The organism is Micromonospora sp. CNZ296, assembly GCF_007827635.1.
Genome location: NZ_VISW01000033.1, coordinates 1 through 22,377, shown reverse-complemented (window position 1 = coordinate 22,377; position 22,377 = coordinate 1). Strand labels below are relative to the sequence as shown.

General features: G+C 72.6%; 26 protein-coding genes. 7 read left to right on the top strand and 19 right to left on the bottom strand.

Annotated elements, in window-relative coordinates; all coding sequences use genetic code 11:
• Nucleotides 1-69: 69 nt before the first annotated feature.
• The 5 genes from FB455_RS32150 to FB455_RS32130 form a co-directional block, all read right to left on the bottom strand.
• Entirely contained in the window at nt 70-780 is a 711-nt protein-coding gene (locus FB455_RS32150; RefSeq protein ID WP_013283598.1) for a demethylmenaquinone methyltransferase, read from the bottom strand.
• 99 nt (nt 781-879) lie between these two features.
• Entirely contained in the window at nt 880-2,139 is a 1,260-nt protein-coding gene (locus tag FB455_RS32145; RefSeq protein WP_013283597.1) for a COG1361 family protein, read from the bottom strand.
• Nucleotides 2,140-2,580: 441 nt separating this feature from the next.
• Nucleotides 2,581-3,771 carry a cyclic dehypoxanthinyl futalosine synthase gene (gene mqnC / locus FB455_RS32140; RefSeq protein WP_013283595.1) on the bottom strand — a complete coding sequence of 397 codons (1,191 nt, stop codon included), beginning with the start codon at nt 3,769-3,771 and terminating at the stop codon, nt 2,581-2,583.
• A 73-nt stretch (nt 3,772-3,844) separates the two neighbouring features.
• Nucleotides 3,845-4,255 carry a type II toxin-antitoxin system VapC family toxin gene (locus FB455_RS32135; protein WP_030273584.1) on the bottom strand — a complete coding sequence of 137 codons (411 nt, stop codon included), beginning with the start codon at nt 4,253-4,255 and terminating at the stop codon, nt 3,845-3,847.
• On the bottom strand, nt 4,252-4,530 hold the full coding sequence (locus FB455_RS32130) for a type II toxin-antitoxin system Phd/YefM family antitoxin (protein ID WP_145755709.1): 279 nt from the start codon (nt 4,528-4,530) through the stop codon (nt 4,252-4,254). The genes FB455_RS32135 and FB455_RS32130 overlap by 4 nt, the downstream gene beginning before the upstream one ends.
• Nucleotides 4,531-4,634: 104 nt before the next feature.
• Here FB455_RS32130 and FB455_RS32125 point away from each other — a divergent pair, with 104 nt between their 5' ends.
• On the top strand, nt 4,635-5,285 hold the full coding sequence (locus tag FB455_RS32125; RefSeq protein WP_486481627.1) for a hypothetical protein: 651 nt from the start codon (nt 4,635-4,637) through the stop codon (nt 5,283-5,285).
• A gap of 12 nt (nt 5,286-5,297) precedes the next feature.
• On the opposite strand, the gene paaE is transcribed toward FB455_RS32125, so the two are convergent.
• Genes paaE through paaA form a run of 5 tightly spaced genes read right to left on the bottom strand, consistent with a single transcriptional unit; the run spans nt 5,298 to nt 9,006 of the window.
• A complete protein-coding gene (paaE, locus tag FB455_RS32120) occupies nt 5,298-6,410 on the bottom strand; it encodes a 1,2-phenylacetyl-CoA epoxidase subunit PaaE (protein WP_030273580.1) in 1,113 nt (370 codons plus the stop codon).
• Complete coding sequence (gene paaD, locus FB455_RS32115; RefSeq protein WP_013283590.1) at nt 6,407-6,883, bottom strand: 1,2-phenylacetyl-CoA epoxidase subunit PaaD; 477 nt, start codon at nt 6,881-6,883, stop codon at nt 6,407-6,409. Before paaD ends, paaE begins: the two co-directional genes overlap by 4 nt.
• 55 nt (nt 6,884-6,938) lie before the next feature.
• Nucleotides 6,939-7,661, bottom strand: a complete 723-nt coding sequence (paaC, locus tag FB455_RS32110; RefSeq protein WP_145755708.1) for a 1,2-phenylacetyl-CoA epoxidase subunit PaaC — start codon at nt 7,659-7,661, stop codon at nt 6,939-6,941.
• Nucleotides 7,658-7,945 (bottom strand): 1,2-phenylacetyl-CoA epoxidase subunit PaaB, encoded by a 288-nt coding sequence (gene paaB / locus FB455_RS32105; protein ID WP_013283588.1) that lies wholly within the window; start codon nt 7,943-7,945, stop codon nt 7,658-7,660. Before paaB ends, paaC begins: the two co-directional genes overlap by 4 nt.
• Nucleotides 7,942-9,006 (bottom strand): 1,2-phenylacetyl-CoA epoxidase subunit PaaA, encoded by a 1,065-nt coding sequence (paaA, locus tag FB455_RS32100; protein ID WP_091330392.1) that lies wholly within the window; start codon nt 9,004-9,006, stop codon nt 7,942-7,944. Before paaA ends, paaB begins: the two co-directional genes overlap by 4 nt.
• Before the next feature lie 359 nt (nt 9,007-9,365).
• Between paaA and FB455_RS32095 the strand changes: the two genes are divergently transcribed.
• Nucleotides 9,366-10,346 (top strand): serine hydrolase, encoded by a 981-nt coding sequence (locus tag FB455_RS32095; RefSeq protein WP_013473547.1) that lies wholly within the window; start codon nt 9,366-9,368, stop codon nt 10,344-10,346.
• A complete protein-coding gene (locus FB455_RS32090; protein WP_013283585.1) occupies nt 10,346-11,281 on the top strand; it encodes a hypothetical protein in 936 nt (311 codons plus the stop codon). The genes FB455_RS32095 and FB455_RS32090 overlap by 1 nt, the downstream gene beginning before the upstream one ends.
• Before the next feature lie 67 nt (nt 11,282-11,348).
• On the opposite strand, the gene FB455_RS32085 is transcribed toward FB455_RS32090, so the two are convergent.
• The 5 genes from FB455_RS32085 to FB455_RS32065 all read right to left on the bottom strand — a co-directional run bounded on the left by FB455_RS32085 (nt 11,349) and on the right by FB455_RS32065 (nt 14,960).
• Nucleotides 11,349-12,200 (bottom strand): menaquinone biosynthetic enzyme MqnA/MqnD family protein, encoded by an 852-nt coding sequence (locus FB455_RS32085; RefSeq protein ID WP_013283584.1) that lies wholly within the window; start codon nt 12,198-12,200, stop codon nt 11,349-11,351.
• A gap of 136 nt (nt 12,201-12,336) precedes the next feature.
• Nucleotides 12,337-13,593 (bottom strand): MFS transporter, encoded by a 1,257-nt coding sequence (locus FB455_RS32080; RefSeq protein ID WP_145755707.1) that lies wholly within the window; start codon nt 13,591-13,593, stop codon nt 12,337-12,339.
• 41 nt (nt 13,594-13,634) lie between these two features.
• The gene (locus FB455_RS32075) at nt 13,635-14,216 is read right to left on the bottom strand and encodes a winged helix-turn-helix domain-containing protein (RefSeq protein ID WP_145755706.1); all 582 of its coding nucleotides are present in this window, start codon (nt 14,214-14,216) and stop codon (nt 13,635-13,637) included.
• A 55-nt stretch (nt 14,217-14,271) separates the two neighbouring features.
• Nucleotides 14,272-14,592, bottom strand: coding sequence for a helix-turn-helix domain-containing protein (locus FB455_RS32070; RefSeq protein ID WP_145755705.1), 321 nt, complete (start codon nt 14,590-14,592; stop codon nt 14,272-14,274).
• The gene (locus tag FB455_RS32065; RefSeq protein ID WP_013473543.1) at nt 14,589-14,960 is read right to left on the bottom strand and encodes a type II toxin-antitoxin system RelE/ParE family toxin; all 372 of its coding nucleotides are present in this window, start codon (nt 14,958-14,960) and stop codon (nt 14,589-14,591) included. The genes FB455_RS32070 and FB455_RS32065 overlap by 4 nt, the downstream gene beginning before the upstream one ends.
• Nucleotides 14,961-15,182: 222 nt before the next feature.
• Between FB455_RS32065 and FB455_RS32060 the strand changes: the two genes are divergently transcribed.
• Nucleotides 15,183-17,228 carry a helicase domain-containing protein gene (locus FB455_RS32060; protein WP_145755704.1) on the top strand — a complete coding sequence of 682 codons (2,046 nt, stop codon included), beginning with the start codon at nt 15,183-15,185 and terminating at the stop codon, nt 17,226-17,228.
• Between the two features lie 81 nt (nt 17,229-17,309).
• On the opposite strand, the gene FB455_RS32055 is transcribed toward FB455_RS32060, so the two are convergent.
• From FB455_RS32055 to FB455_RS32040, 4 genes are read right to left on the bottom strand one after another with little or no spacing between them, the layout of a single operon-like run.
• Nucleotides 17,310-17,909 carry a hypothetical protein gene (locus tag FB455_RS32055; RefSeq protein ID WP_013283580.1) on the bottom strand — a complete coding sequence of 200 codons (600 nt, stop codon included), beginning with the start codon at nt 17,907-17,909 and terminating at the stop codon, nt 17,310-17,312.
• 4 nt (nt 17,910-17,913) lie between these two features.
• Nucleotides 17,914-18,267, bottom strand: a complete 354-nt coding sequence (locus FB455_RS32050) for a YbaB/EbfC family nucleoid-associated protein (protein WP_013283579.1) — start codon at nt 18,265-18,267, stop codon at nt 17,914-17,916.
• Between the two features lie 9 nt (nt 18,268-18,276).
• Nucleotides 18,277-19,203, bottom strand: coding sequence for a WXG100 family type VII secretion target (locus FB455_RS32045; RefSeq protein ID WP_013283578.1), 927 nt, complete (start codon nt 19,201-19,203; stop codon nt 18,277-18,279).
• A 9-nt stretch (nt 19,204-19,212) separates the two neighbouring features.
• Nucleotides 19,213-19,533, bottom strand: a complete 321-nt coding sequence (locus tag FB455_RS32040; protein ID WP_091330396.1) for a type VII secretion target — start codon at nt 19,531-19,533, stop codon at nt 19,213-19,215.
• 149 nt (nt 19,534-19,682) lie between these two features.
• Here FB455_RS32040 and FB455_RS32035 point away from each other — a divergent pair, with 149 nt between their 5' ends.
• The 3 genes from FB455_RS32035 to FB455_RS32025 all read left to right on the top strand — a co-directional run bounded on the left by FB455_RS32035 (nt 19,683) and on the right by FB455_RS32025 (nt 22,169).
• Complete coding sequence (locus FB455_RS32035; protein WP_013283576.1) at nt 19,683-20,570, top strand: ABC transporter ATP-binding protein; 888 nt, start codon at nt 19,683-19,685, stop codon at nt 20,568-20,570.
• A gap of 9 nt (nt 20,571-20,579) precedes the next feature.
• Nucleotides 20,580-21,317, top strand: coding sequence for an ABC transporter permease (locus FB455_RS32030; RefSeq protein ID WP_013283575.1), 738 nt, complete (start codon nt 20,580-20,582; stop codon nt 21,315-21,317).
• Nucleotides 21,318-21,410: 93 nt separating this feature from the next.
• Nucleotides 21,411-22,169, top strand: coding sequence for a VOC family protein (locus FB455_RS32025; protein ID WP_013283574.1), 759 nt, complete (start codon nt 21,411-21,413; stop codon nt 22,167-22,169).
• The last annotated feature ends 208 nt before the right edge of the window (nt 22,170-22,377 follow it).

Below are 22,377 nucleotides of genomic sequence, written 5' to 3'. Positions count from 1 at the left end.
CGAGCCTACGGGACAAAGTAGACCAAAACCGGATATTCACGAAATGACCAGCGTTCGCTGGCCGGGCGGTCAGTTTCGGACTGCCCGGTGCAGCGCCACGACGCCGCCGGTCAGGTTGCGCCACGCCACCCGGCCCCAGCCGGCCGCGCCGATCCGCGCGGCCAGCGCCGCCTGGTCCGGCCAGGCCCGGATCGACTCCGCCAGGTAGACGTAGGCGTCCGGGTTGCTCGACACCGCGCGGGCCACCGCCGGCAACGAACGCATCAGGTACGACAGGTAGACGGTGCGGAACGCCGGGTTCACCGGAGTGCTGAACTCGCAGACCACGAGCCGCCCGCCCGGCCGGGTCACCCGGGCCAGCTCGGCCAGCGCCGCGTCGGTGTCGTTGACGTTGCGCAGCGCGAAGGAGATGGTCACCGCGTCGAAGCTGGCGTCGGCGAACGGCAGCCGAAGCGCGTCCCCGGCCAGCAGCGGCACCGACGGACGGGTGCGCTTGCCGGCGTGCAGCATGCCCAACGACAGGTCCGCACCCACCGCGTACGCCCCGGAGTGGGCCAGTTCCTCGGTCGACACGCCGGTGCCGGCGCCCACGTCCAGCACCCGCTCGCCCGGCCGCAGCCCGAGCGCCGCCCGGGTGGCCCGCCGCCACGACCGGTCCTGGCCGAACGACAGGACGGTGTTCGTCAGGTCGTAGCGGGCCGCGACACCGTCGAACATCGCGGCGACCTCGTGCGGCTGCTTGTCCAGGCTGGCGCGCTGGCCCTGCGGGGTACGGCTCACCCCTCCACTCTGCCAGCCGCGTCGCCCCCGCCTCCCTCCGGGTACGCGACAGGGCGGGGTGGTCACCCACCCCGCCCTGGTCGCGTATCGGTTCCCCGGTCAGTCGCCGGTGCGCTCCTCGCCCGGAGCGACAAGGACCACCTTGCGGCGGCGGGACAGCATCATCAGCGCCGCGCCGGCCGCGAGCACGGCCGCGCCGACGCCGCCGATCAGGCCGACCTGCATACCGGTCACCGGCAGGCCACCGTCGCCGCTACCGCCACCCGCGCCACCACCGGCGGTCGGGGTCGGCACCGCCGTCGCGTCGCCGGTCGGCGTCGGCTGGGCGGTCGGCGTCGAGGTCGGCTGGGTGGTCGGCGTCGGGCTCGGGGTCGACTGCGGGCTCTGGTCGACGAAGACGTCGAACACCGCGCTGTTGTCACCGTCGTCGGTCTCGGCGAACGCGCGCCGCTGCGCCGAGCTGGCGACCCGCGGCTCCTCCTCGGGCGCACCGGAGGCGGCGTCCAGGCCCTCGGCCCAGAGGATGCCGGGCCGGAGCAGCTTCTCGGTCACGTCCGCGCCGACAGTCACCCGGACGTCGGCGGTGTAGTACTGGCCGGGCTTGAGCACCGCGCCCAGGTCCTCGCAGTACGCGTTGAGGAAACCACCCAGGTTCTGCTCGACGCAGCCGTCGGGCAGCTTCGCGAAAGTGACACCGGCCGGCAGCGCGATCCCGTACTTGATGCCGGTGGCGCGCTTGCTGCCGTCGTTGAACACGGCCCAGTCCAGCGGCGCGGTCCCGCCCGGCCGGACCGGGCGCAGGCCGGACTCGTCGGCGTCGTCGCCGTCCACGCGCACGTCGGCGTACACGTCCTGGACCCAGGTCGTGAGGTCGTAGCCCGGCTCGGTGACGGTGATGTCGTGGTCGATGGTGTCCAGCACTCCGGCGCCGTTCGCCGCGCTGATCGAGACCGTGAGCGTACCGGCCGCGCCCTTGCCGCCGGTGGAGAACAGCGGGAGACCGAAGTCCTCAGTGGTGCCGGCGGGCAGGTCGCCGAGCAGGCAGGAGAAGGTGGTGCCACGGATGTCGCAGCCGGCCGGGACCAGCACGCCGACCTTGGCGGTCTTGAGGCCCTTCGTCTCGACGGTGACCCGGACGTCCTTCGCGTCGACGGTCCCCAGGGTGTTGTTCACCTGGAACTTGAACGGCTTGGCCTTCGCCTCGCTGACGCCCTTGGCGAGCTGGTAGCTGAGCGGGATGAGCTGGAGGTCAGCCTTGTCGGCGGCCTGCGCCGGGCCGGCGGCGGCGCCGAGACCGGCGGTGGAGAGCAGGGCCACGACGCCGGCGCGGGCCAGCGTGGACCGGTAGCGGAAGGTCATTGTTCCCCCGGGGGTAGGGACACGTGATCACGTACCGAACGAACGGACGGTACCGGAGCGACGCCTCGTCACGCCACCGCGCGGCGGTGGGAATTCCCATCGATCCCGGCAGACAGCAGGGGCGGGATGGTCACCCATCCCGCCCCTGCCGCGGTGCGTTATGTGAACGGCCCTCATGGGCCGATGGAGGACGACGGTCCGACGGACGCCGCCAGCGTAATGGCGTCGTCGGCTCACCGGGCCGTGCTCACCCGGGTCGCCGCCGACCTGTTACCTGCCTGCTCGCGGCCCGGATCGGTGGTGTCGCGCGGGCAGGCTAGCCGCCGGTGATCACGCAGGTGAAGATCCCTGGCCGAACCTTCACCGGAAACGGGCGGAGCTCCGGCCGCACGACGGACACCGACCGGCCGAACGGCGGAACGGCGGAACGGCGGGACCGGGTCAGTTGACCTCGACCAGCGGCAGCGACTTCCCGGCACCGCCGCCGGGCAGGGCGATCGACGAGAAGTGCGAGACGACACGGTCGTCGCTCGGGTCGTCGGCGGGCGTGTGGTGCACCGCGAGCCGGTTGTAGAGCGTGTCCCGCTGGGCCGGGATCCGGTCGGCCGATCGGATCATGCCGATCAGCTCGTGCAGGTTGGACCGGTGCCGGGCGCCGGCCGAGGAGATGACGTTCTCCTCCAGCATGATCGAGCCGAGGTCGTCCACGCCCATGTGCAACGCGAGCTGCCCGACGTCCTTGCCGGTGGTCAGCCAGGACGCCTGGAGGTGCGGCACCGTCTCGAAGAACAGGCGGGCCACCGCGACCAGGCGCAGATATTCCAGCGTGGTCGCCTGGGTGCGGCCCTTCAGGTGGTTGTTCTCCGGCTGGTACGTCCACGGGATGAAGGCCCGGAAACCACCGGTACGGTCCTGCACGTCGCGGATCATCCGCAGGTGCTCGATGCGCTCGGCGTTCGTCTCGCCGGTGCCCATCATCATGGTGGCCGTCGACTCCAGGCCCTGCCGGTGCGCCAGCTCCATGACCTCCAGCCAGCGCGCGCCGGACTCCTTCAGCGGCGCGATCGCCTTACGCGGCCGGTCCGGCAGCATCTCGGCGCCGGCGCCGGCGATCGAGTCCAGGCCGGCGGTCTTGATCCGGGCGATGGCCTCGTCCAGGCTCACGCCGGAGACCTTCGCCATGTGCAGGATCTCGCTCGGGCCGATCGAGTGGATGGCGAGCTGCGGGTACGCCTTCTTGACCGAGGAGAACAGCTCCTCGTAGTACTCGACGCCGTAGTCCGGGTGGTGCCCGCCCTGGAGCATGACCTGGGTGGCGCCCAGCTCGACCGCCTCGCCGCAACGGCGCAGGATCTCCTCGGTCGGGTGGGTCCACCCCTCCTTGTGCTTGGGGGCCCGGTAGAACGCGCAGAACTTGCACGCCGTCACGCAGACGTTCGTGTAGTTGATGTTGCGGTCGATCAGGTACGTGACGATGTTGTCCGGGTAGCGGCGCCGCCGTACCGCGTCGGCCGCCTCGCCCAGCGCGTGGAAGGGCGCGTCGGTGTAGAGCAGCAGCGCCTCCTCGGGCGTGATCCGCCCGCCGTCCGCGCCGCGTTGCAGGATGTCGTCGATCTCCCGGTTCGCCGTCACATCCCCGAGCGTACGTCGCGGGCCCGACGGCGGGAAACGCCACTCCTCACCCGGTGACGAGAGACCCACCCGGTCAGGGCATGCCCGGACTGGCCACTGGCAGCCCGATCGCCTTGGCCGCCTCCAGCAGCCGCTTGTCGTACGTGACGAACGCGACGAACTCGGCCGCCGCCTGCCGGGCCAGGATCTCGGCGGTGGCGAGGTGAACGGCGTCCAGGCTGCGCAGCATCGGCTCCGGATACGCGCCCGCTGTCGCCCGGACCGTGGCGTCGATCTCGACCCGGTAGAGACGTCCCAGCACCGAGGGCACACCCACCAGCGCCTGTGGAGCGGCGCGACGCAACGCCCGTGGCACCTCCACCTCGACGAGGGCCGACGACACCAAGGCGGTGCCGGCGCGCTCGTTCAGCCAGCCGAGCAGATCCGCCGTCTCCGCCTCCCGCCGCAGCATCTTGATGACCGCCGCCGAGTCGAGGTAGATCACCAGCGCTCCTCGTCGCGCGCCTCGACCAGCGCGGCCGCCGCGTCCACCGCGGGATCCCCGAGCACCGGCGGCATCGGGACCGGGCCGGTCGTGGTCGGGGCCATGGCCCGGCCCTCGGCCACCAACCGGCCGAGAAGCGCGTCACCGGCCAGCACCGGCACGAGGCGGGCGATCGGCTCACCCCGATCGGTCACCTCGACCGTCTCACCGGCGCGCACCCGCGCCAGCACCCGGCTGGTGTGCTGATTCAACTCCCGGACGGCGATCTGCTCCATGAGGCAAGTGTAGGACGTAACGTTCTACGCGTCACGGACGGCGGTCGACTCGAAACGCCACTGCGGGAAGCGGAGCGCTGGCGCCGCCCGCCTACGCTCTCGGCGTGCCAGTCGTATCGCCGCCGCCCACCCCCGTACGCGTGGCCGGCGCCCGCTCCGCCCTCTGGTCCCTCACCATGACCGCCGTGCTCGCCGGCTTCGGCCTCGCCGTGATCGCGGTCAGCGCGGTGGTCGCCCACCTCACCGTGGGACTGCCGATCGCGGTGCCGATCTCCGTCGCCCTGGTCGGGTGCCTCGCCTTCGCGGTCGGCCTGCGCCTGCTGCACCGGGGCTGGTGGCTGACCCTGCTGTCGGTGCTGCCTGCGCTGTTCGTGCTGGTGGGCACCGTGCAGCTCGCCCCGGAGTCGGTGCTTCGGGAGCGTGGCGTCGCCCAGCAGGTGACCATCACCGACGTGCAGACCGTCGGCAAGCGGCACGAGTTCGTCCTCCAGGGCGACACCGGCCGGCTCGACGAGCCACTGGTCTACCGGGGCAGTTCCCCCGGCTACCGGGTCGGCCAGCGACTGACAGTGCTCGTCGACCCGCGGGGCGAGGTGGAGCTGGCCGACGCGCGGGACGTGGACCCGGCCGGTAAGCGGGGCATGCTCGTGCTCGGCGCGGCGGGATGGACCCTGCTCGCGCTGGTCGGCGGGTGGCGCGGGCACGTCAGCCGGGCCCGTGGCCGCGCCGCCACGGCACCGCCCGTGGTGTTCTGACCGGCGGCGCCGCTAGGCGTCGTAGTCGACAGTGAGTTCGTCGGTGACCGGGCTGGACTGGCAGGTCAGCACGTAACCGGCTGCGACCTCGTCGGGCTCCAGCGCGTAGTTGCGCGCCATCGTCACCTCACCGGACGTCACCTTGGCCCGGCAGGTCGAGCACACCCCGCCCTTGCAGGCGTACGGCAACTCGCCGCGCACCCGCAGCGCCGCGTCGAGCACCCGCTCGTCCCGGCCCATCGTGAAACTGGACGAGCGCCCGTCCAGCAGGATCGTCACCTCGGTGCCGGCCCCGGGCCGGTCGGTCTCGCGCCGCACCGGCTCCGGCGGGGCGTCGACGTGGAACAGCTCGGTGTGCACCGCCGCGTCCGGCACGCCGCGACCCGCGAGCACCGCCTTGGCGTCCACCACCATGCCGTACGGGCCGCAGAGGAACCACTCCTCGATCTCGTCACCGGGTACGACGGTGTCGAGCAGCCGGGTCAGCCGGTCGGCGTCGATCCGCCCGGACAGCAGCGCCGACTCGCCCATCTCCCGGGACAGCACGTGCACCAGGTGCAGCCGGGTCGGGTAGCGGTCCTTCAGGTCGGCCAGCTCCTCGGCGAACATCACCGAGTTCGCCGTGCGGTTGCCGTACACGAGCGTGAACGTGCTGCGCGGCTCGGTCGCCAGCGCGGTCGCGGCCAGCCCGAGGACCGGGGTGATGCCGGAACCGGCGACCACCGCGCCGTACCGGCGGGCCCGGTCCGGGGTGAACGCGGAGGTGAAGTGGCCCAGCGGCGGCAGCACCTCGACGGTGTCGCCGCCGCGCAGCGCGCCGCAGGCGTACGCGGAGAACGCCCCACCCGGAACCTCACGCACCCCGACCCGCAACCGGCCGTGCCGGGCCAGCTCGTCGGGGGTGGAGCAGATCGAGTACGACCGCCGCACCTCCTCGCCGTCGCCGTCGGCCGGGCGGCGGACGGTGAGGTGCTGCCCGGCGGAGAACGCGAAGGTCTCGCGCAGCTCCTCCGGTACCGCGAACGTGATCGACACCGAGTCGTCGGTGAGCCGGTCCACGGCGGCGACGGGCAGCGGATGGAAGACCGGCCGGCGGCGCACCGGCCGGGTGATGGTGACAGTCACAGCGCCTTCAGGTGGTCGAAGGGTTCGGAACAGGAGCGGCAGCGCCACAGCGCCTTGCACGCGGTGGAGCCGAAGCGGCTGATCTGGGTGGTCTCCGGCGACCCGCAGCGCGGACAGCGTACGGCGAGGGTCAGCGGCACCACCGTGTCGTCGCCGCGCGGCGCGGGCGGGGCGATGCCGGCGGCAGCGAGCTTGGCCCGGCCGGCCTCGGAGATCCAGTCGGTGCTCCACGCCGGGTGGTAGACGGTGCGGACCTCGGCGTCCGGATGCCCGGCGGCGGCCAGCGCCCGGCGGATGTCCTCCCGGATCACGTCCATGGCCGGGCAGCCGGTGTAGGTGGGGGTGATGGTGACGACGACCCGGCCGGTGTCCGGTTCCTCGTCGACAGCGCGCAGGATGCCCAGCTCGTCGATGGTGATGACGCGGATCTCCGGGTCCACCACCGCCGCCGCGGCCGCCCTGGCGTCGGTCACCAGCGCCACCCTCCGTTCGCGACTGCGGGGCTCCGCTCCGCTGCACTCTTCGCGCTCACCAGCTCGCTCCGGGGTGGGCGCGGTGCAGCACCTGCATCTCGGCGAGCAGGTAGGAGAGGTGCTCGGTGTGCAGGCCGTCCCGGCCGCCACCGGGCGCCCAGCCCATCTCCGGCCGGATCAGCGTGGCCTCGTCCAGCACGGCGGACACGGTGGCGTCGAAGTCGGCCCGAAGGGTGGACGGGTCGACCGGCGCCGCCGGGTCCGGGGCGAACAGCTCGTGGACGTACGGCCACACCTGGTCGACCGCGTCCTGCATGCGCCGGTGCGACTCCTCGGTGCCGTCGCCGAGCCGCTTCACCCACAGCGAGGCGTGGTCCAGGTGGTACGCCGACTCCTTGCGCGCCTTCGCCCCGACCGCGGCCAGCCGCTCGTCAGCGCAGCCGGCCAGCGCCGTGTAGAGCGGCGACTGGTACGCGGCCAGGAGGAACAGCTTCGCCATGGTCACACCGAAGTCGCCGTTCGGCAGCTCGACCAGCAGGCAGTTGCGGAACTCGCGGTCGTCGCGAAGGTAGGCCAGGTCGTCCTCGTCGCGGCCCGCGCCCTCCAGCTCGCCCGCGTACGTGAGCAGCAGCCGCGCCGCGCCGAGCTGGTCGAGGGCGATGTTGGCGAGGGCGATGTCCTCCTCCATCTCGGGCGCGCGGGAGGTCCACTCACCGAGGCGCTGCGCGGCGATGAGCGCGTCGTCGCCGACGGCCAGCGTGAAGTCGAACAGGCTCATAGGTGCGCAGCCCCTTCGGGGACCTCGTAGAACGTCGGGTGGCGGTAGACCTTGTCGGCGGCCGGGTCGAAGAACGCGTCCTTCTCGTCCGGGCTGGACGCGGTGATCGCGCTCGCCGGCACCACCCAGATGGAGACGCCCTCCTGGCGGCGGGTGTAGAGATCCCGGGCGTTGCGCAGGGCCAGCTCGGCGTCGGGGGCGTGCAGGCTGCCGACGTGCGTGTGCGACAGGCCACGGCGGGCCCGCACGAAGACCTCCCACAGGGGAGAGGACGCGCTGTTCATGCCGCTACCGCCTTTCGTCCCGCCCGCTTCGCGGCGTACGCCGCGGCGGCCTCCCGTACCCACGCGCCGTCGGCGTGCGCCTTGCGCCGGTGCGCCATGCGCTCCCGGTTGCACGGCCCGTTGCCCTTGATCACCCGCATCAGCTCGTCGTAGTCGGGCTGGGTGTAGTCGTACGCCTGCCGCTCGTCGTTCCAGCGCAGGTCCGGGTCGGGGAGGGTGAGGCCGAGCACCTCCGCCTGGCCGACGCACATGTCGACGAAGCGCTGGCGCAGCTCGTCGTTGGAGAAACGCTTGATCTTCCAGGCCATGGACTGGGCGCTGTGCGTCGAGTCGCCGTCCGGCGGGCCGAACATGGCCAGTGACGGGTACCACCAGCGGTCCACCGCGTCCTGGGCCATCGCCTTCTGCGCCGGGGTGCCGTGCGCCAGCGTGTGCAGGATCTCGTAGCCCTGCCGCTGGTGGAACGACTCCTCCTTGCAGACCCGGATCATCGCCCGGGCGTACGGGCCGTAGGAGCAGCGGCACAGCGGCACCTGGTTGACGATCGCCGCGCCGTCCACGAGCCAGCCGATCGCACCCACGTCGGCCCAGGTCAGGGTCGGGTAGTTGAAGATCGAGCTGTACTTCTGCCGGCCGTCGAGCAGCAGATCCACCAGCTCGTCGCGGCTGATCCCGAGCGTCTCGGCGGCCGCGTAGAGGTAGAGGCCGTGACCGGCCTCGTCCTGCACCTTGGCCAGCAGGATCGCCTTGCGCTTGAGCGAGGGCGCCCGGCTGATCCAGTTGCCCTCCGGCTGCATACCGATGATCTCGGAGTGGGCGTGCTGGGCGATCTGCCGGATCAGCGTCCTGCGGTACGCCTCGGGCATCCAGTCGCGGGGTTCGATCTTCTGGTCCGCGTTGATGACGTCGGCGAAGTACGCCTCGACGTCCTCGTCCGGGGCCGGACCTCCGCGCCGGGCGCGCGCCGCCGCCTCGCGCAGCGCCGCCTCCGCCGCCTCCACCTCGCCGAGCAGGCCGCCGCCCGGAGCGTCCTCCGGCGGGGCGAAGTCGTTGCCATACATGCAGCCAGTGTTACAGCTCGCCACGAATGACACCAGAGGGTGTAACAGGTTTCGAGGGCCACCTCGCGTCACCGGACGTGCGCACGCCGCCATCGGCCCTGGTGGCTGTGATGTCGGTCACTGCGAATCGCAGAAATCCCCCAAGAGCGGCAAAGCAGCTCAATATCCCGCCCACCCGGCAAAGTCACGGGTGTCGAGACCTGGCATCCGCGCTGTCCGGAAGTAGACTTCCGACCGGCAAACCGTTCGGCTTCATGATCGTCACCGTTCAGGCCACCGTCCCCCGGCCTAGTGGCGACCGGGCCGAACCCATGCGGAAGCGCCGGTCCCCCCGGCCAGACATCTGGAGCTCACCACTCATGCGACCTCGCGTGACCTTGGTGCTCGCCATCGTGGCGGTCCTCATCGGCGGCGTCATGCTGGTGCCGGCCGCGTACGCGAAGCTCTCCGGCGGAGACGGCGCGGGCGGCCTCGGCGGCGGCGAGCAGGTCCCGGCGCCGGCACCGACCGCGCCGGCGCCCCCGACGCTCGCCGACGCCCCGGTGTCGGTGAACTTCAAGGGTGAGTTCTTCTCCTGGGCCCTGATGGACCGCGAGACCGGCACTGTCACCGGCGCGAAGAACATGAACCAGACCAGCTCCACCGAGTCGATGCTCAAGGCCTGGATCATCGCGGACTACCTTCGCCAGCTCGGCGACAAGCAGCCGAGCGCCGGGCTCAAGAAGGCGGCGATCCTGGCGATCCGGGACAGCGACGACGACGGCGCGAACGCGGTGTACCGGGCGGCGGGCGGTTCCTACAAGCCCCAGCCGGGCGGCCGGCCCGACCCGGTCATCGCGCGGGCGATCCAGATCTGCGGCCTGACCGACACCAGGCCCGGCAGCGTGCCCGACTACAAGGGCTGGTGGAGCTTCACCGAGATGTCCCCCCGGGACGCGGCCCGCCTCGGCGACTGCATCGCCGACGGCCGCGCCGCCGGCCCCAAGTGGACCAAGTGGCTGCTCAGCGAGATGACCAAGGTGGCCGGCAGCGTCAGCAAGCAGGGCGCGCGGTCCGGCGGCGGCCGGTGGGGCATCATCGACGGCCTGCCGGCGACGATCAAGTCGCAGGGCCCGGTGCACATGAAGAACGGCTGGACGCAGCTCGCCTACGACGGCAACTGGCACGTCAGCTGCCTGGCGTTCACCGACAAGTGGAGTCTCTCCGTGATGATGCGGTACCCGGGCAGCTCCGGTCTGCCGTACGGTGCGAAGATGTGCGCCGCCGTCGCCACCCAGCTCGTGGCGCCGCAGCCCGGCGCCGCGCTCAAGGTGCCGCAACAGCCGGTCGGGAAGCTCTGATGGCCGGTGCCCGGCGTCGGCCCGGCAGCTACCGGCGCCCGCTCGCGTTCAGCGCCCTGGCTGCGGCCCTCGTCGGCCTGCTCGGCCTCTCCCTGCGTGTGATCCCCGGCTCCCCGCTGGAGGCCACCGCGAACTCGCATCCCGAGCCGACGAGCGAACGGTCCACGCAGCAGTCCGTCGACCGCAACGCGCCGCGTGTCGCCCCCTCACCGTCGATCGCCCCGCTGCCGTTCCAGGCGAAGAACCTGGACAGCCTCAAGATCAAGGGCTGGTACGCCTGGTCCGTCCTGGACAAGCGCACCGGGAAGATCATCGGCTCGGCGAACATGGGCGAGACGAGCACCACCGCGTCCCTGATCAAGTCCTGGGTGGTGGCCGACTACCTGCGCCTGAGCGCCGCGGAAGGCCGGACGCCGAGCGACGCGAAGCTGGCCGACGCCACGAAGATCATCCGGGACAGCGACAACACCCGGGCGCAGGAGTTCTACGAGAACGTCGGCGGCTCGGACTCGATCGAGCGGCTGATCTCGATCTGCAGGCTGACCGACAGCGAGGTCGCCTCCGACGGCGGCTGGAGCCGCACCGAGCTGTCCCCTCGGGACACCGCGCGCCTCGGTCTCTGCATCGACGACGGCCGGGCGGCCGGGCCGAAGTGGACCAAGTGGCTGCTCAACGAGATGCGCCAGGTACGCGCTCCCGGCGACTTCGGCATCCGCAAGGCGTTCCCGGCGGCCCAGCAGAAGAAGATCGCCATCAAGAACGGGTGGATCGACCGGGACAAGGAAGAGGAGTACCACGTCAACTGCCTGGCCATCGGCGACACCTGGACGATGGGCGTGATGCTGCGCACCCCGTTCGGCGTCGAAGGCGGCTGGGAGTACGGCATGGACGCCTGCGAACGGATCACCAAGGCGCTGCTGCGCCCGGCGACCTGACCCAGGCACGCCCGGCCTGACTCCGCGCGGCCGGCCCTCGCGCGGCCCGCGCGGTCAGCCCTCGCGGTCAGCCCTGGAAGAACTCCGGGCCGCCGGCCGGCAGCGCCGGCACCTCCCCGTGCGCGGCCGCCCGGCGGGCGAACTCGCGCAACCCGGCCACCTGCCGCTCGCCCAGCGAGAAGTCGAGCGCCCGGAAGTACGTGGCGAGCGTGGCCGCGTCGAACGTCTCCCAGCGGGCCGCCGCCTCCGCCACCTGGTCCAGCTCGGCCAGGCACAGGTCGCGCGAGCGCAGGAACGCCTCGTGCACCTCCTTGACCAGGCCCGGGTGGGCGGCGGCGAACTCGCGGCGTACCGCCCAGACGGCGAACACCATCGGCAGGCCGGTCCAGTCGTGCCACGCCTGCCCCAGGTCGGTCACCTCGAGGCCCTTGGCGGGCGCCTCGTAGAGCGCGCGCAGCGCCACGTCGCCGATGAGCACTCCGGCGTCGGCCTCCAGCAGCATCTGGGTCAGGTCCGGCGGGCAGCGGAAGTACTCCGGGCGCACGCCGTGCCGCTCGGCGAGCAGCAGCTGGGCCAGCAGCACCCCGGTACGCGAGGTGGAGCCGAGCGCCACCCGGGCGCCGTCCAGCTCGCCCAGCGGGCGGGTGGACACCACGTTCACCGAGAGCACCGGCCCGTCGCTGCCGACCGCCAGGTCGGGCAGGAGCAGCAGGTCATCGGCGTGCTTGAGGAACTCCACCAGCGTGATCGGGCCGATGTCCAGGTCACCGGCGACCAGGTCGGCGCTCAGCCGGTCCGGCGAGTCCTTGTGCAGGTCGACGTCGATCAGCGCGCCGGACCGCATCAGCCCCCAGTAGATGGGCAGGCAGTTGAGGAACTGGATGTGCCCCACCCGGGGGCGGGCGATGCGGTCGGCCATGACCCGACCGTATCGCCGTGGCTTCCGCCGCGCCGCCGGGGGATCCGATCGAGTGGTGAACTCCGCACCCGGCGGGAAGGAAGGGCCCCTTGTTAACGCCTTCGGTAGAGGAAGGGCCCCTTCTTAACGCCAGCGGTCAGACGGACTTCGCCGCCACGGAGACGGCGGCAGGCGTGGCCGTACGGGCGGCGGCGCGCTCGGCGCGTACCGCGCGGCGGACCGGCCCGAGCAGCGCCACCACGACCAGCAGGCCGGCCACGCCGCAGCCGGCGATCAGGACGCGCGGGCCGGCCACCTCCAGCAGCAGGCCCCCGACCAGGTAGCCGCCCATCGCCGCGCCCTGCGCCGCCGCTCCGAAGACCGCGAACGCCCGGCCCCGGGACGCCTCGGGCACCCGCCGGGCCAGCAGCAACTGGTCGAAGACGTTGTTGCCGCCGTTCGCCACGCCGCCCGCCAGCCAGATGGGCACGAGCAGCCAGGCCGAGGGCACCGCGGCCGAGACGAGCACCGCCAGGCAGCAGCCGCCGAGCAGCACCAGCCCGGCCCCGAGCAGCGCGCCGTCGTCGGCGAGCCGGCGGGCGACCCGGGCGAACAGCCACGCGCCGAGCACGATGCCGAGCGTCCAGGAGCCGGTGACCAGGCCGTACACGGTGGTGCTGCTGCCGAGCGTCTCCCGGATGAAGAAGACCTCGATCACGTTCACTGCGCCGACCGCGCCGATCACCGCGGCCACGCTGCCGACCATCACCGTCAGCAGCGGGTCGCGGCGCAGCCGCCACGCGGGCGCGACCGCCGCGGCGACCGCGGCCGGCGTCCGGCGCCCTCCCCTGCGGGTACGGATGAGCAGCCCGGCCGCCACCAGCGCGAGGTAGCTGAACGCGTCGACGAGCAGCGGCACCCGGGTGCCGAACTGCCCGACGAGCAGCCCGGCCAGCGCCGGACCGGCGAGCGCGCCGAGCGTCCCGGCGGTCTGGTTGAGCGCGCCCGCCCGGGGCAGGTCCTCGGGCCGGACCATCACCGGCACCAGCGCGGCGATCGCCGGCTGGGTGACCGCGAGCCCGGTCGCGAGCAGCGCCACGAGTGCGATCACCAGCACCGGATCCCGCGCGTACGCGAGGGCCAGGCAGACCGCGGCCTGCACGAGACCGGCGGCGACGAGCAGCACCCGGCTGTCCACCCGGTCGGCGAGCCGGCCGGTCAGCGGCGCGAGCACCACGAGCGGCAACGTCGCGGCGAGCAGCAGCCCGGAGACGGCGAGTCCGCCGGCGCCGGCGGATTGGAGGGCGAGCGTGAGCGTGGCGGCGGCGAGGAAGTCCCCGCAACTGGAGATGCCGCGCGCGGTGGCCGCGAGCCAGACGTCCGGCCAGCGCGACGCGTCAGTTGTGAAGGACATACTTCGAAAGTAATCCTTCACAACTGACGCGCGCAACCCCCTCAGTCGACGGGCATCGCCCGGTACTGCGTCGCCACCGGCCGGGCCCCGGCCGGCGGATCGGTCCGGGTCCGCCGCCGGTACGGCTCCATCAGCGCCTGGATCGCCTGGTTCAGCTCGGTCAGCTCCTCGGCGGTCATGAGCAGCATGCTGTCGCTGAACCAGGTCGCCGCGTACCACTCCGGCGACTCGTCCGGCGCGCGGCGCAACCAGTCCCGGACCCGCTGGGCGTCGCGGACCATGTGCGCCTCGACCAGTGCCACCTCGGCGGCACGCGCCTCCGGGTCGGCGTCCGGCCCCACCTCGACGTGGTACGACGGATTCACCGCCTGCCAGAGCCGCTCCCGGGCGTCACCCCGCCCGGGCGCCTGCTGGACCAGCCCGAACTTCGCCAGCTCGCGCAGGTGATAGCTGGTGGCGCTCGGCGAGAGGCCGGCGATCTCGGCGCACTCGGTGGCCGTCGCACCGCCCTCCAGCGTGCCGAGATGTTCCATGATCGCCATGCGGGCCGGGTGAGCGAGTGCCCGCATCACCTGCGGATCACTGATCGTCACCCGGCTCCGGCCGGGAAGCGCCTCGGTCATGCCTCAATGATCCCGCGTCGGCGGACGCCGGGATCCAGCGGTGGAACCATCGGATTCAGGCGACCTTGAGCTGCTCGTCGCCGAAGTCGGCGATCAACTTGAGGGTGCCGCCGAGCGCACCGATGTAGCGCGCGAGCACCTCCTGGGTCGCGACGTTGCCCGCCTCGATCTGCGAGACCCGGGCGACCGAGACACCCATCCTCGACGCCACCTGCTCCTGCGTCATCTCCCGCCGCTTGCGCAGCTCGGCGAGCCGCCACCCACGCGCCTGATCGAGCATCTCCCCGACCTCGGCCTCGAACGCGCGCGGGCCGCCGGCAGTGTCGATCGCCCGGTCCAGGTGGGTGGTGTCACGCCAGCGCCTGACGCCGCTCATCGGTTCTCCTCCTGCCGTTCCTTCAGGTACGTGTCGTACAGCTGCTCCGCCTCCGGTATGGCTTCGCGGTACCACCGTGTCCACTGCCCGGACTTGTCGCCGGCGACCAGCAGCACCGCTGAGCGCCATGGATCGAAGACGAACAGGATCCTGATCTCGGTGCGCCCCGCCGACGGCGGTCGCAGCTCCTTGAGGTTGCTCAGACGCGAGGCGGTGATGCTGTCGACGAGAGGTCGCCCCTCGGCGGGCCCGTTGCGTTCCAGCACCAGGATGGCCTGGTTGACGAGGCGATGGGAGTCGCGGTCGAGGACGTAGAGCTGATCGAGGAACTCCTCCACCTGCCCTGTCATCAGGATCTCCCACTCCATCCCCCACCTCCGGACTTAATAATATTATTAAGGTTGAGGCCGGGTCGAGCGAAACGCCAGCCATCCCGAAAATCGTTGGCGTGACCGGCCGGTGCTCCCGTAGCGTGGAGGACCGCCCGACGGCCGCGGTGAGCATGCACCGCAGCGGACGTCCCCGCGCCGGGAGCAGGCCAACCGCCCCGGACACGCGAGCGAGCCTCAGTTGAGCCATCGGAGTTCATCGTGCCCGCAACCGACCTTGACGCCACACCGAGCCTCGACGCCGAACTGGCCGCCGAGCGTGCCCACCTCGACGCCTCCCGCGCCGCGCTGACCCGGATGCGGGAACGCGCCGAGGCGCTCTTCTCCACCGGCGACAAGGTGGCCGGAGACTCGTACACAGCCGAGCAGCTCGGCCGGCACATGGCCCGGCGGGTCAAGGAGCTGGCCGACGACCCGACCACCCCGCTGTTCTTCGGCCGCCTGGACTTCGGCGGCGACGACCCGGACCACGCCGGGCGGGAGTACCACGTCGGGCGGCGGCACGTCACCGACGAGCTGGGCGAACCGCTGGTGCTGGACTGGCGGGCCCCGGTCTCCCGGTCCTTCTACCGGGCGAGCGCGCGCGACCCGCAGGGTGTCGCCGTACGCCGCCGGTTCGGGTTCAGCGCCGGGACGCTGACCAGCTTCGAGGACGAGCACCTGGACCGGGGCGAGGAACTCGGCACCGCCAGCCGCATCCTCACCGCCGAGATCGAGCGCCCCCGCGTCGGCCCGATGCGCGACATCGTCGCCACCATCCAGCCGGAGCAGGACGAGCTGGTCCGGGCCGATCTGACCGACTCGATCTGCGTGCAGGGCGCGCCCGGCACCGGGAAGACGGCGGTCGGGCTGCACCGCGCCGCGTACCTGCTCTATCTGCACCGGGAACGGCTGCGCCGCTCGGGCGTGCTGATCGTCGGGCCGAACCGGGCGTTCCTGTCGTACATCGCGGCGGTGCTGCCCGCGCTCGGTGAGGTCGAGGTCGAGCAGGCCACAGTGGAGGACCTGGTCGCGCGGGTGCCGGTCCGCGCGGTCGACGACCCGGCCGCCGCCGCGCTCAAGCACGACGTCCGGATGGCCGAGGTGCTGCGCCGGGCCGTCGAGGCCCACATCGGTACGCCGACCGAGCCGATCATGGTGTCGGACGGCTCGTACCGGTGGCGGATCGGGCTGGACCCGCTGCACCGGCTGGTCACCGAGACCCGCGGGGAAGGGCTGCCCTACGCCACCGGCCGGGAGCGGGTCCGGGCGCGGGTGGTGGGGCTGCTGCAACGCCAGGCGGAGGCGCGCCGGGCGGAGTCACCGAGCGACGCCTGGCTGCGCCGGATGAGCCGGATCAAGCCGGTCACCGACCTGCTCGACGCGGTCTGGCCGGCGCTCACCCCGGACGGGCTGGTGCACCGGCTGCGCACCGACGCCGACGCGCTCGCCGCCGCTGCGAATGGCCTGCTCACGCCCGAGGAGCAGGAGCTGTTCCGCTCCGGCACTGTCGCCCGCACCGCGAAGGCGACCCGGTGGACCGCCGCGGACGCGGTGCTCATCGACGAGGTGGCCGGGCTGCTGGAACGGCCCGCCGGCTTCGGGCACGTGGTGGTCGACGAGGCGCAGGACCTCTCCCCGATGCAGTGCCGGGCCATCGCCCGGCGCAGCGAGCACGGCTCGATCACGCTGCTCGGCGACCTGGCCCAGGGCACCGCGCCGTGGGCGGCCACCGACTGGCGGGACTCCCTGGCTCACCTGGGCAAGCCGGACGCCGCAGTGGTGCCGCTGAGCGTGGGCTTCCGGGTGCCCGCCGCCGTGGTGGCGTTCGCGAACCGGCTGCTGCCGGCGCTCGCCGTCGACGTACCCCCGGCCCGGTCGCTGCGCAACGACGGCGCGCTCGATGTGCGTACCGCCGAGGACCTGACGGCCGCGACGGTGGCCGAGGTGCGGGCGGCGCTCGCGCACGACGGCTCGGTCGGTGTGATCGCGGCGGACGACGCGGTCGACCGGCTCCGCGCGGCGCTCGCCGACGCGGGCGTCGAGACCGCTACGGCCGACGACGTCGAGGCCGCGGCGCGCGTCACTGTGGTCCCGGCGACGCTGGTGAAGGGCCTGGAGTACGACCACGTGGTGGTCGTCGAGCCGGCTGCGATCGTGGCCGCCGAGCCGCGTGGGCTGCACCGCCTCTATGTGGTGCTGACCCGGGCGGTCTCCCGCCTGGCCGTGCTGCACCGCGAGCCGCTGCCCGCGCCGCTGACCGCCTGACGAGGAGGCCCGGCCGCGCGGACGTGGACGGCCGACCGCGGTCCTCGACGGCCCGCCGCGGGCCCGGCGGGGCGGGTCCGGTCAGGCGGACAGCGCGGCGGCGACCTCGCGCAGCGGGCGGCCGGACTCGGCGATCGGCACGGTGAACGACAACCAGGAGCCGTCGGTGAAGTCGATCCGCAGCCGCTTCGGGTTGAGCCGGTGCCATCCCACCCGCGCGGAGGCGATCTCGCCGCGCGCGGCCGACCACGCCACGGCGGTCTCGGCCAGCGCGCGTTCCTCGGCCTCGCGCCCGGCGAGCAGTTTGACCCCGCCGGTGCGGCAGACCAGCAACCGCCGCTCGGTGACCGCGAGCAGCGTCTCCCGGACCTGGAGGTCGGGCCGGGGCGGGCGGAGCGCGCGATGTAGGCGGGAGGCGGCGGTGCCGGGGGCGCCGCGTCCGGCGATCCCCCAGCCGATCGCGTCGACCAGGCGGTCGCCGCGGTCCCAGGTGGCCAGTGGCAGCAGCACGTTGAGCAGCACCGAGCCGATCGTCCGCCGGCTCGGCTCGGCAGTGGACTCCGGCTCGGGCGGCGGCGCCGGAGCGAGCCCCTGGCCGACGTCGGCCTTGGCGTGGGCCAGGACACGCTCGCCCGGCTCGACGAGCAGGCCGATCCGGTCGCGGTATCTGGTCTCGTCCATCGGCTCAGTATCGGTCGTGGCCGTAGCCGTCGTCGGCGGGGCGCTCCGCACCCGGCGCGTTGCCCATCACCTCGCCGACGATCTCGCGTACGCGGGCGGCGGCGGCCTCCTGCGCCCGGTTCGCCGCCGAGGTGATCTCCTCGGCGAGCGTGTACGAGTCGAAGCGCATGGCCCGTGCGTTGATGTCGGTGGAGAGGATCTTGCCGTCGGCCGCGGCCACGACAGTGACCAGGCCGGAGTCGCTCACCCCCTCGGCGCTGCTCTGCTCCAGCTCGGCCATCCGCGCGCCGAGTTCGCGCTGCCACCCGTCCAGGTTGCGGGCCAGCGCCTCGATCCGGTCCAGGGCCGGGAACGTCATTGCTGCCTCTCAGTTCACGATCGAGTCGAACACGTTCTGCACGCCGTTGGTGTACGGGCCGAGATCCTCGCGGTACGTGCCGTCCACCAGGTAGTTGCGGTCCTTGCGCCCGTCGGAGACGTCGTGCAGGCCCATCCCGGTGTCGAGCAGGGCGCCGCCGATGCCCGGGATGTTCACCGGGGACGCCTGGTTGATGGCGAACTTGCCGGGGAAGAGGATCGCAGCGCGTTTGATCTTGAACGCGAACGCCTCCCTGGTGTAGCCGGACTTGTTCCACGCCCGGTACGCCTTCTTGGCCTGCCGCAGCTCCAGCACCACCCGGCGGTAGCGCATGAGAAGCTCGGCGACCTTCTCCAGCTTGGTGACCAGCTTGGTGAGGATCTCCGCGAACCGGGCCACGATCTTGACCATGCGGCCGACGGTGGTGGCCAGCCGGGCCAGCACGCGCACCACAGTGGCCGCCAGTGTCACACCGGCGCTCAACACGGCCGCCACGGCGGCGATGATGACCTCGGTCAGGAACCAGAGCAGGAACTCCAGAATCAGCTCGACCAGCAGGTTGAAGGCGTCCACAGCGGCGTTCGCCGCATCGACCAGCACCTCCTTGGTGCCGTCCAGGCCTTTCGCCAGCTCCTCGATCGCCTCCTCGACCGACTCCATCGAGGCGTGGAACTTGTCCGCCGCGTCGCCGTCCCAGGCGCCGCGCAGCCGGGCCCGGTCGGCGACCTGGTCCCCGGCGATCCGCCGGACCGCCTCCCCGGTGGTCAGCGCGAGCTGGGCCGCCCGCATCAGATCGTCCGGCTCACCGGCGACCAGTTCCAGGAGCTGCTCGAACGGCCACAGCACCGCGTTCGACAGCGGCTTGAACGGGTCGGGCGTGCCCGACACGATCTGCTCGAAGTAGGTCTTGTTGCGCTGCAGCGCCTCGGTGCTCATCCCGCCCCCTCAGACGCCCGGCTTGAACATGTCGGTGTTCGCCACGTCCGTGCCGGTGTAGGCCTCCGCGGTGTCGTCGAGCCCTTCGGCGATGTCGGCCATCACCTCGGCTCCGTCCGCCAGCCCTTCCAGGCACGCCTCGAACTGCTGCTCGTACGCGGCGGCGAGGCTGAACGACGCGGGCATGACGCCGAAGGAGTGCCGGGCCACGTGGCCGTCGCGGAACGCCCGCTCCAGCTCGCGGAACCGGCCGGCCCGGTCCCGGGAGGCGGCGGCGAACGCCCTCAGCGCCTCCGGCTGGACGTCGAGATTCCTGCTCGGACTGGTCACGGACCCTCCCCAGTGTCCGGTCGGAACTTCCACCGTCGTCGACGGCGCCACCAGACTAGGGGATGCGAGCACCCGGTCAGGGGACAGCGCGGCTGGCGCACGCACGGTAGACAGGGGAGGCACAGCCCTTCCGCCCGAGGAGATCGCCGATGATCCTGGCCCAGGCCGAACAGGTCAGCCGCCGCTACGGCGACGTGCTGGCGCTGGACCGGGTCGACCTGACCGTCCGGGCCGGCGAGCTGGTCGGCCTGCTCGGGCCGAACGGCGCCGGCAAGAGCACGCTGATCAACCTGCTGGTCGGGCTGCGCCGCCCCACCGCCGGCCGGGTCGAGCTGTGCGGCGGCGACCCGCGCGACCCGGCGAGCCGGCGGCAGCTCGGGGTCACCCCGCAGGAGACCGGCCTGCCCGGCACGCTGCGGGTCGGCGAGGTGGTCGACTTCGTCTCCGCGCACTTCCCCGACCCGGTGCCGCGAGGCGAGCTGCTCGACCGGTTCGGCCTCGCCGACCAGGTCCGCCGGCAGACCGGCGGCCTCTCCGGCGGGCAGCGTCGCCGGCTCGCCGTGGCGCTGGCGTTCGTCGGCCGTCCCCGGCTGGTGGTGCTCGACGAGCCGACCACCGGCCTCGACGTGGAGGCGCGGCACGCGCTCTGGGACGCGATTCGCGGCTTCCACGCCGACGGTGGCACCGTGCTGCTGAGCAGCCACTACCTGGAGGAGGTGGAGGCGCTCGCGCAGCGGGTGGTGGTGATCGGCCACGGGCGGGTGCTCGCCGACGACTCGGTGGCGGCGATCCGCGGGATCGTCGGCGTACGCCGGGTCAGCCTGGTCGCCGACGACCTGCCGGCGCTGCCGGGCGTGGTCACCACCGAACGCGCCGACGGGCGGGTGCACCTGCTCACCACCGACGCCGACCAGCTCGTCCGCGACCTGGTCACCTCCGGGGTGCCGTTCCACGATCTGGAGGTCCGGCCCACCTCGCTGGAGGAGGCGTTCCTCGCCATCACGGCCGACGACCGGCCCGCGCCCACCCCTGCCTAGGAGACCGCCGTGCCGCTCGCCCTGATCCACGCCCGCTACCACCTGTTGGAGATCATCCGGGTGCCGGTGGCGGTGGTGGGCAGCGCGTTCTTCCCCGCCGCCTCGATGCTCTTCTTCGTGGTGCCGTTCGCCGGCGACGACCCGGTCGGCGCCACCTACGCCACCGCCGCCATGGTGACCTTCGCGGTGATGACCGCCAACATCTTCCAGTACGGCGTAGGCGTCTCCGAGGACCGCGACCAGCCCTGGAACCCGTACACCCGGACCCTGCCGACCGGACCGGCGCCGCGGCTGGCCGGGCGGATCCTGGCCGGGGTGGTCCTGACCTACGTCTCGATGATCCCGGTGGTGGTGATCGCGGCGGTCGCCACCGACGCCCGGGTCAGCGCGGTGCAGTTCCTGCTCGGCCTGGGCGCGGTCGCCGTGGTCTCGGTGCCGTTCACGCTGCTCGGCCTGGCGATCGGCTACTCGCTGCCGAGCAAGGCCGCGATCGTGGTGGCGCAGGTGATCTTCTTCCCGCTCGCGTTCGGCGGTGGCCTGCTCTCCGGGCCGGACGACGCGCCCGGCTTCATCAAGGCGATCGCGCCCTACCTGCCGACCCGGGGCGCCGTGGAACTGATCTGGGCGGCGGTCACCGACTTCCGGCCGGACACCCGGGCGCTGGTGATGCTCGTGGTCTGGGTGCTGGTGCTCGCCGCGCTCGCCGGCTGGGCGTACCGGCGGGACGAGGGACGCCGCTTCAGCTGACCTTTTGTCCGGTTCCGGCCCGGTGGCCGACCCGGCGGTGCCACGATGCCGACAGGGCGGGCGAGCGGGCCGCCCCCGGCGAGAGGGGTCACCGTGAACGGCGTCGAGCCCGGCACGCCCTGCTGGACGGACCTGGCCACGCCCGGTCTGGACGACGCCCGACGGTTCTACCCCGAGCTGTTCGGCTGGACCGGAGAGATATCCCCCGAACCGGAGGCCGGCGGCTACACCGTCTTCCGCAAGGACGGCAAGGCGGTCGCCGGGGCCGGGCCACCCGGTACGCCGGACCAGGTGCCGGTCTGGTCCACGTACGTGGCGACCGACGACGCCGATCTGGTCGCGACCCGGGTGGAGGCGGCCGGCGGGCAGGTGGTCGTATCCCCGTTCGACGTCGCGCAGCAGGGCCGCATGGCGGTGCTCGCCGACCCGGCCGGCGCGGTGTTCAGCGTGTGGCAGCCGATGGCGATGCGCGGGGCCGAGCTGTACAACGCGCCGGGCGCGATGTGCTGGAACGAGCTGGTCACGCCCGACCCGGAGGGTGCGAAGGAGTTTTACGCGCTGGTCTTCGGCTGGCATCCGGAGGAGCGCCCGGCCGGACCGGTCGCGTACACCGGGTGGCGCTGCGGCGCCCGGATCGTCGCCGGGATGCTGCCCCGGGCCGAGCCGATGCCGACGGACCTGCCCGCGTACTGGGCGGTGTACTTCGCGGTGGAGGACGCCGACGCCACCGCCGCCCGGGCCGCCGAGCTGGGCGGCACCATCCTCGTCCCGCCGCGCGACAACCCGGCCGGACGCAGCGCCGCCCTGCGCGACCCCGACGGCGCCCTCTTCTCCGTCTCCACCCTGCGCTGACCCCACCCCCGCGCCCGCACCGCCCCCGGTCCCGCCCGCGCCCGCCCGGCACTGCTGTCGATCTTGCAGTTACGGCCCTCGCGATGCGGCATACACACCTTTTGCCGGGGCCTGAACTGCAAGACGCTTCTATGTCTGTGGTGATCGGTTCGGCTGATTGCCGTTAGGGTTCGGCGTTGGTGATCACTTGGGTGGCTCTTCGTTGATC

Bases quoted from the DNA above. Each gene is read 5' to 3' on its own strand.
- FB455_RS32145 (WP_013283597.1), bottom strand. From the start codon at position 2,139: ATGACCTTCCGCTACCGGTCCACGCTGGCCCGCGCCGGCGTCGTGGCC.
- FB455_RS32130 (WP_145755709.1), bottom strand. From the start codon at position 4,530: ATGGAGCAGATCGCCGTCCGGGAGTTGAATCAGCACACCAGCCGGGTG.
- paaC (WP_145755708.1), bottom strand. From the start codon at position 7,661: ATGAGCCTGTTCGACTTCACGCTGGCCGTCGGCGACGACGCGCTCATC.
- paaB (WP_013283588.1), bottom strand. From the start codon at position 7,945: ATGAACAGCGCGTCCTCTCCCCTGTGGGAGGTCTTCGTGCGGGCCCGC.
- paaA (WP_091330392.1), bottom strand. From the start codon at position 9,006: ATGTATGGCAACGACTTCGCCCCGCCGGAGGACGCTCCGGGCGGCGGC.
- FB455_RS32095 (WP_013473547.1), top strand. From the start codon at position 9,366: ATGCGACCTCGCGTGACCTTGGTGCTCGCCATCGTGGCGGTCCTCATC.
- FB455_RS32090 (WP_013283585.1), top strand. From the start codon at position 10,346: ATGGCCGGTGCCCGGCGTCGGCCCGGCAGCTACCGGCGCCCGCTCGCG.
- FB455_RS32085 (WP_013283584.1), bottom strand. From the start codon at position 12,200: ATGGCCGACCGCATCGCCCGCCCCCGGGTGGGGCACATCCAGTTCCTC.
- FB455_RS32080 (WP_145755707.1), bottom strand. From the start codon at position 13,593: ATGTCCTTCACAACTGACGCGTCGCGCTGGCCGGACGTCTGGCTCGCG.
- FB455_RS32075 (WP_145755706.1), bottom strand. From the start codon at position 14,216: ATGACCGAGGCGCTTCCCGGCCGGAGCCGGGTGACGATCAGTGATCCG.
- FB455_RS32070 (WP_145755705.1), bottom strand. From the start codon at position 14,592: ATGAGCGGCGTCAGGCGCTGGCGTGACACCACCCACCTGGACCGGGCG.
- FB455_RS32065 (WP_013473543.1), bottom strand. From the start codon at position 14,960: ATGGAGTGGGAGATCCTGATGACAGGGCAGGTGGAGGAGTTCCTCGAT.
- FB455_RS32055 (WP_013283580.1), bottom strand. From the start codon at position 17,909: ATGGACGAGACCAGATACCGCGACCGGATCGGCCTGCTCGTCGAGCCG.
- FB455_RS32050 (WP_013283579.1), bottom strand. From the start codon at position 18,267: ATGACGTTCCCGGCCCTGGACCGGATCGAGGCGCTGGCCCGCAACCTG.
- FB455_RS32045 (WP_013283578.1), bottom strand. From the start codon at position 19,203: ATGAGCACCGAGGCGCTGCAGCGCAACAAGACCTACTTCGAGCAGATC.
- FB455_RS32035 (WP_013283576.1), top strand. From the start codon at position 19,683: ATGATCCTGGCCCAGGCCGAACAGGTCAGCCGCCGCTACGGCGACGTG.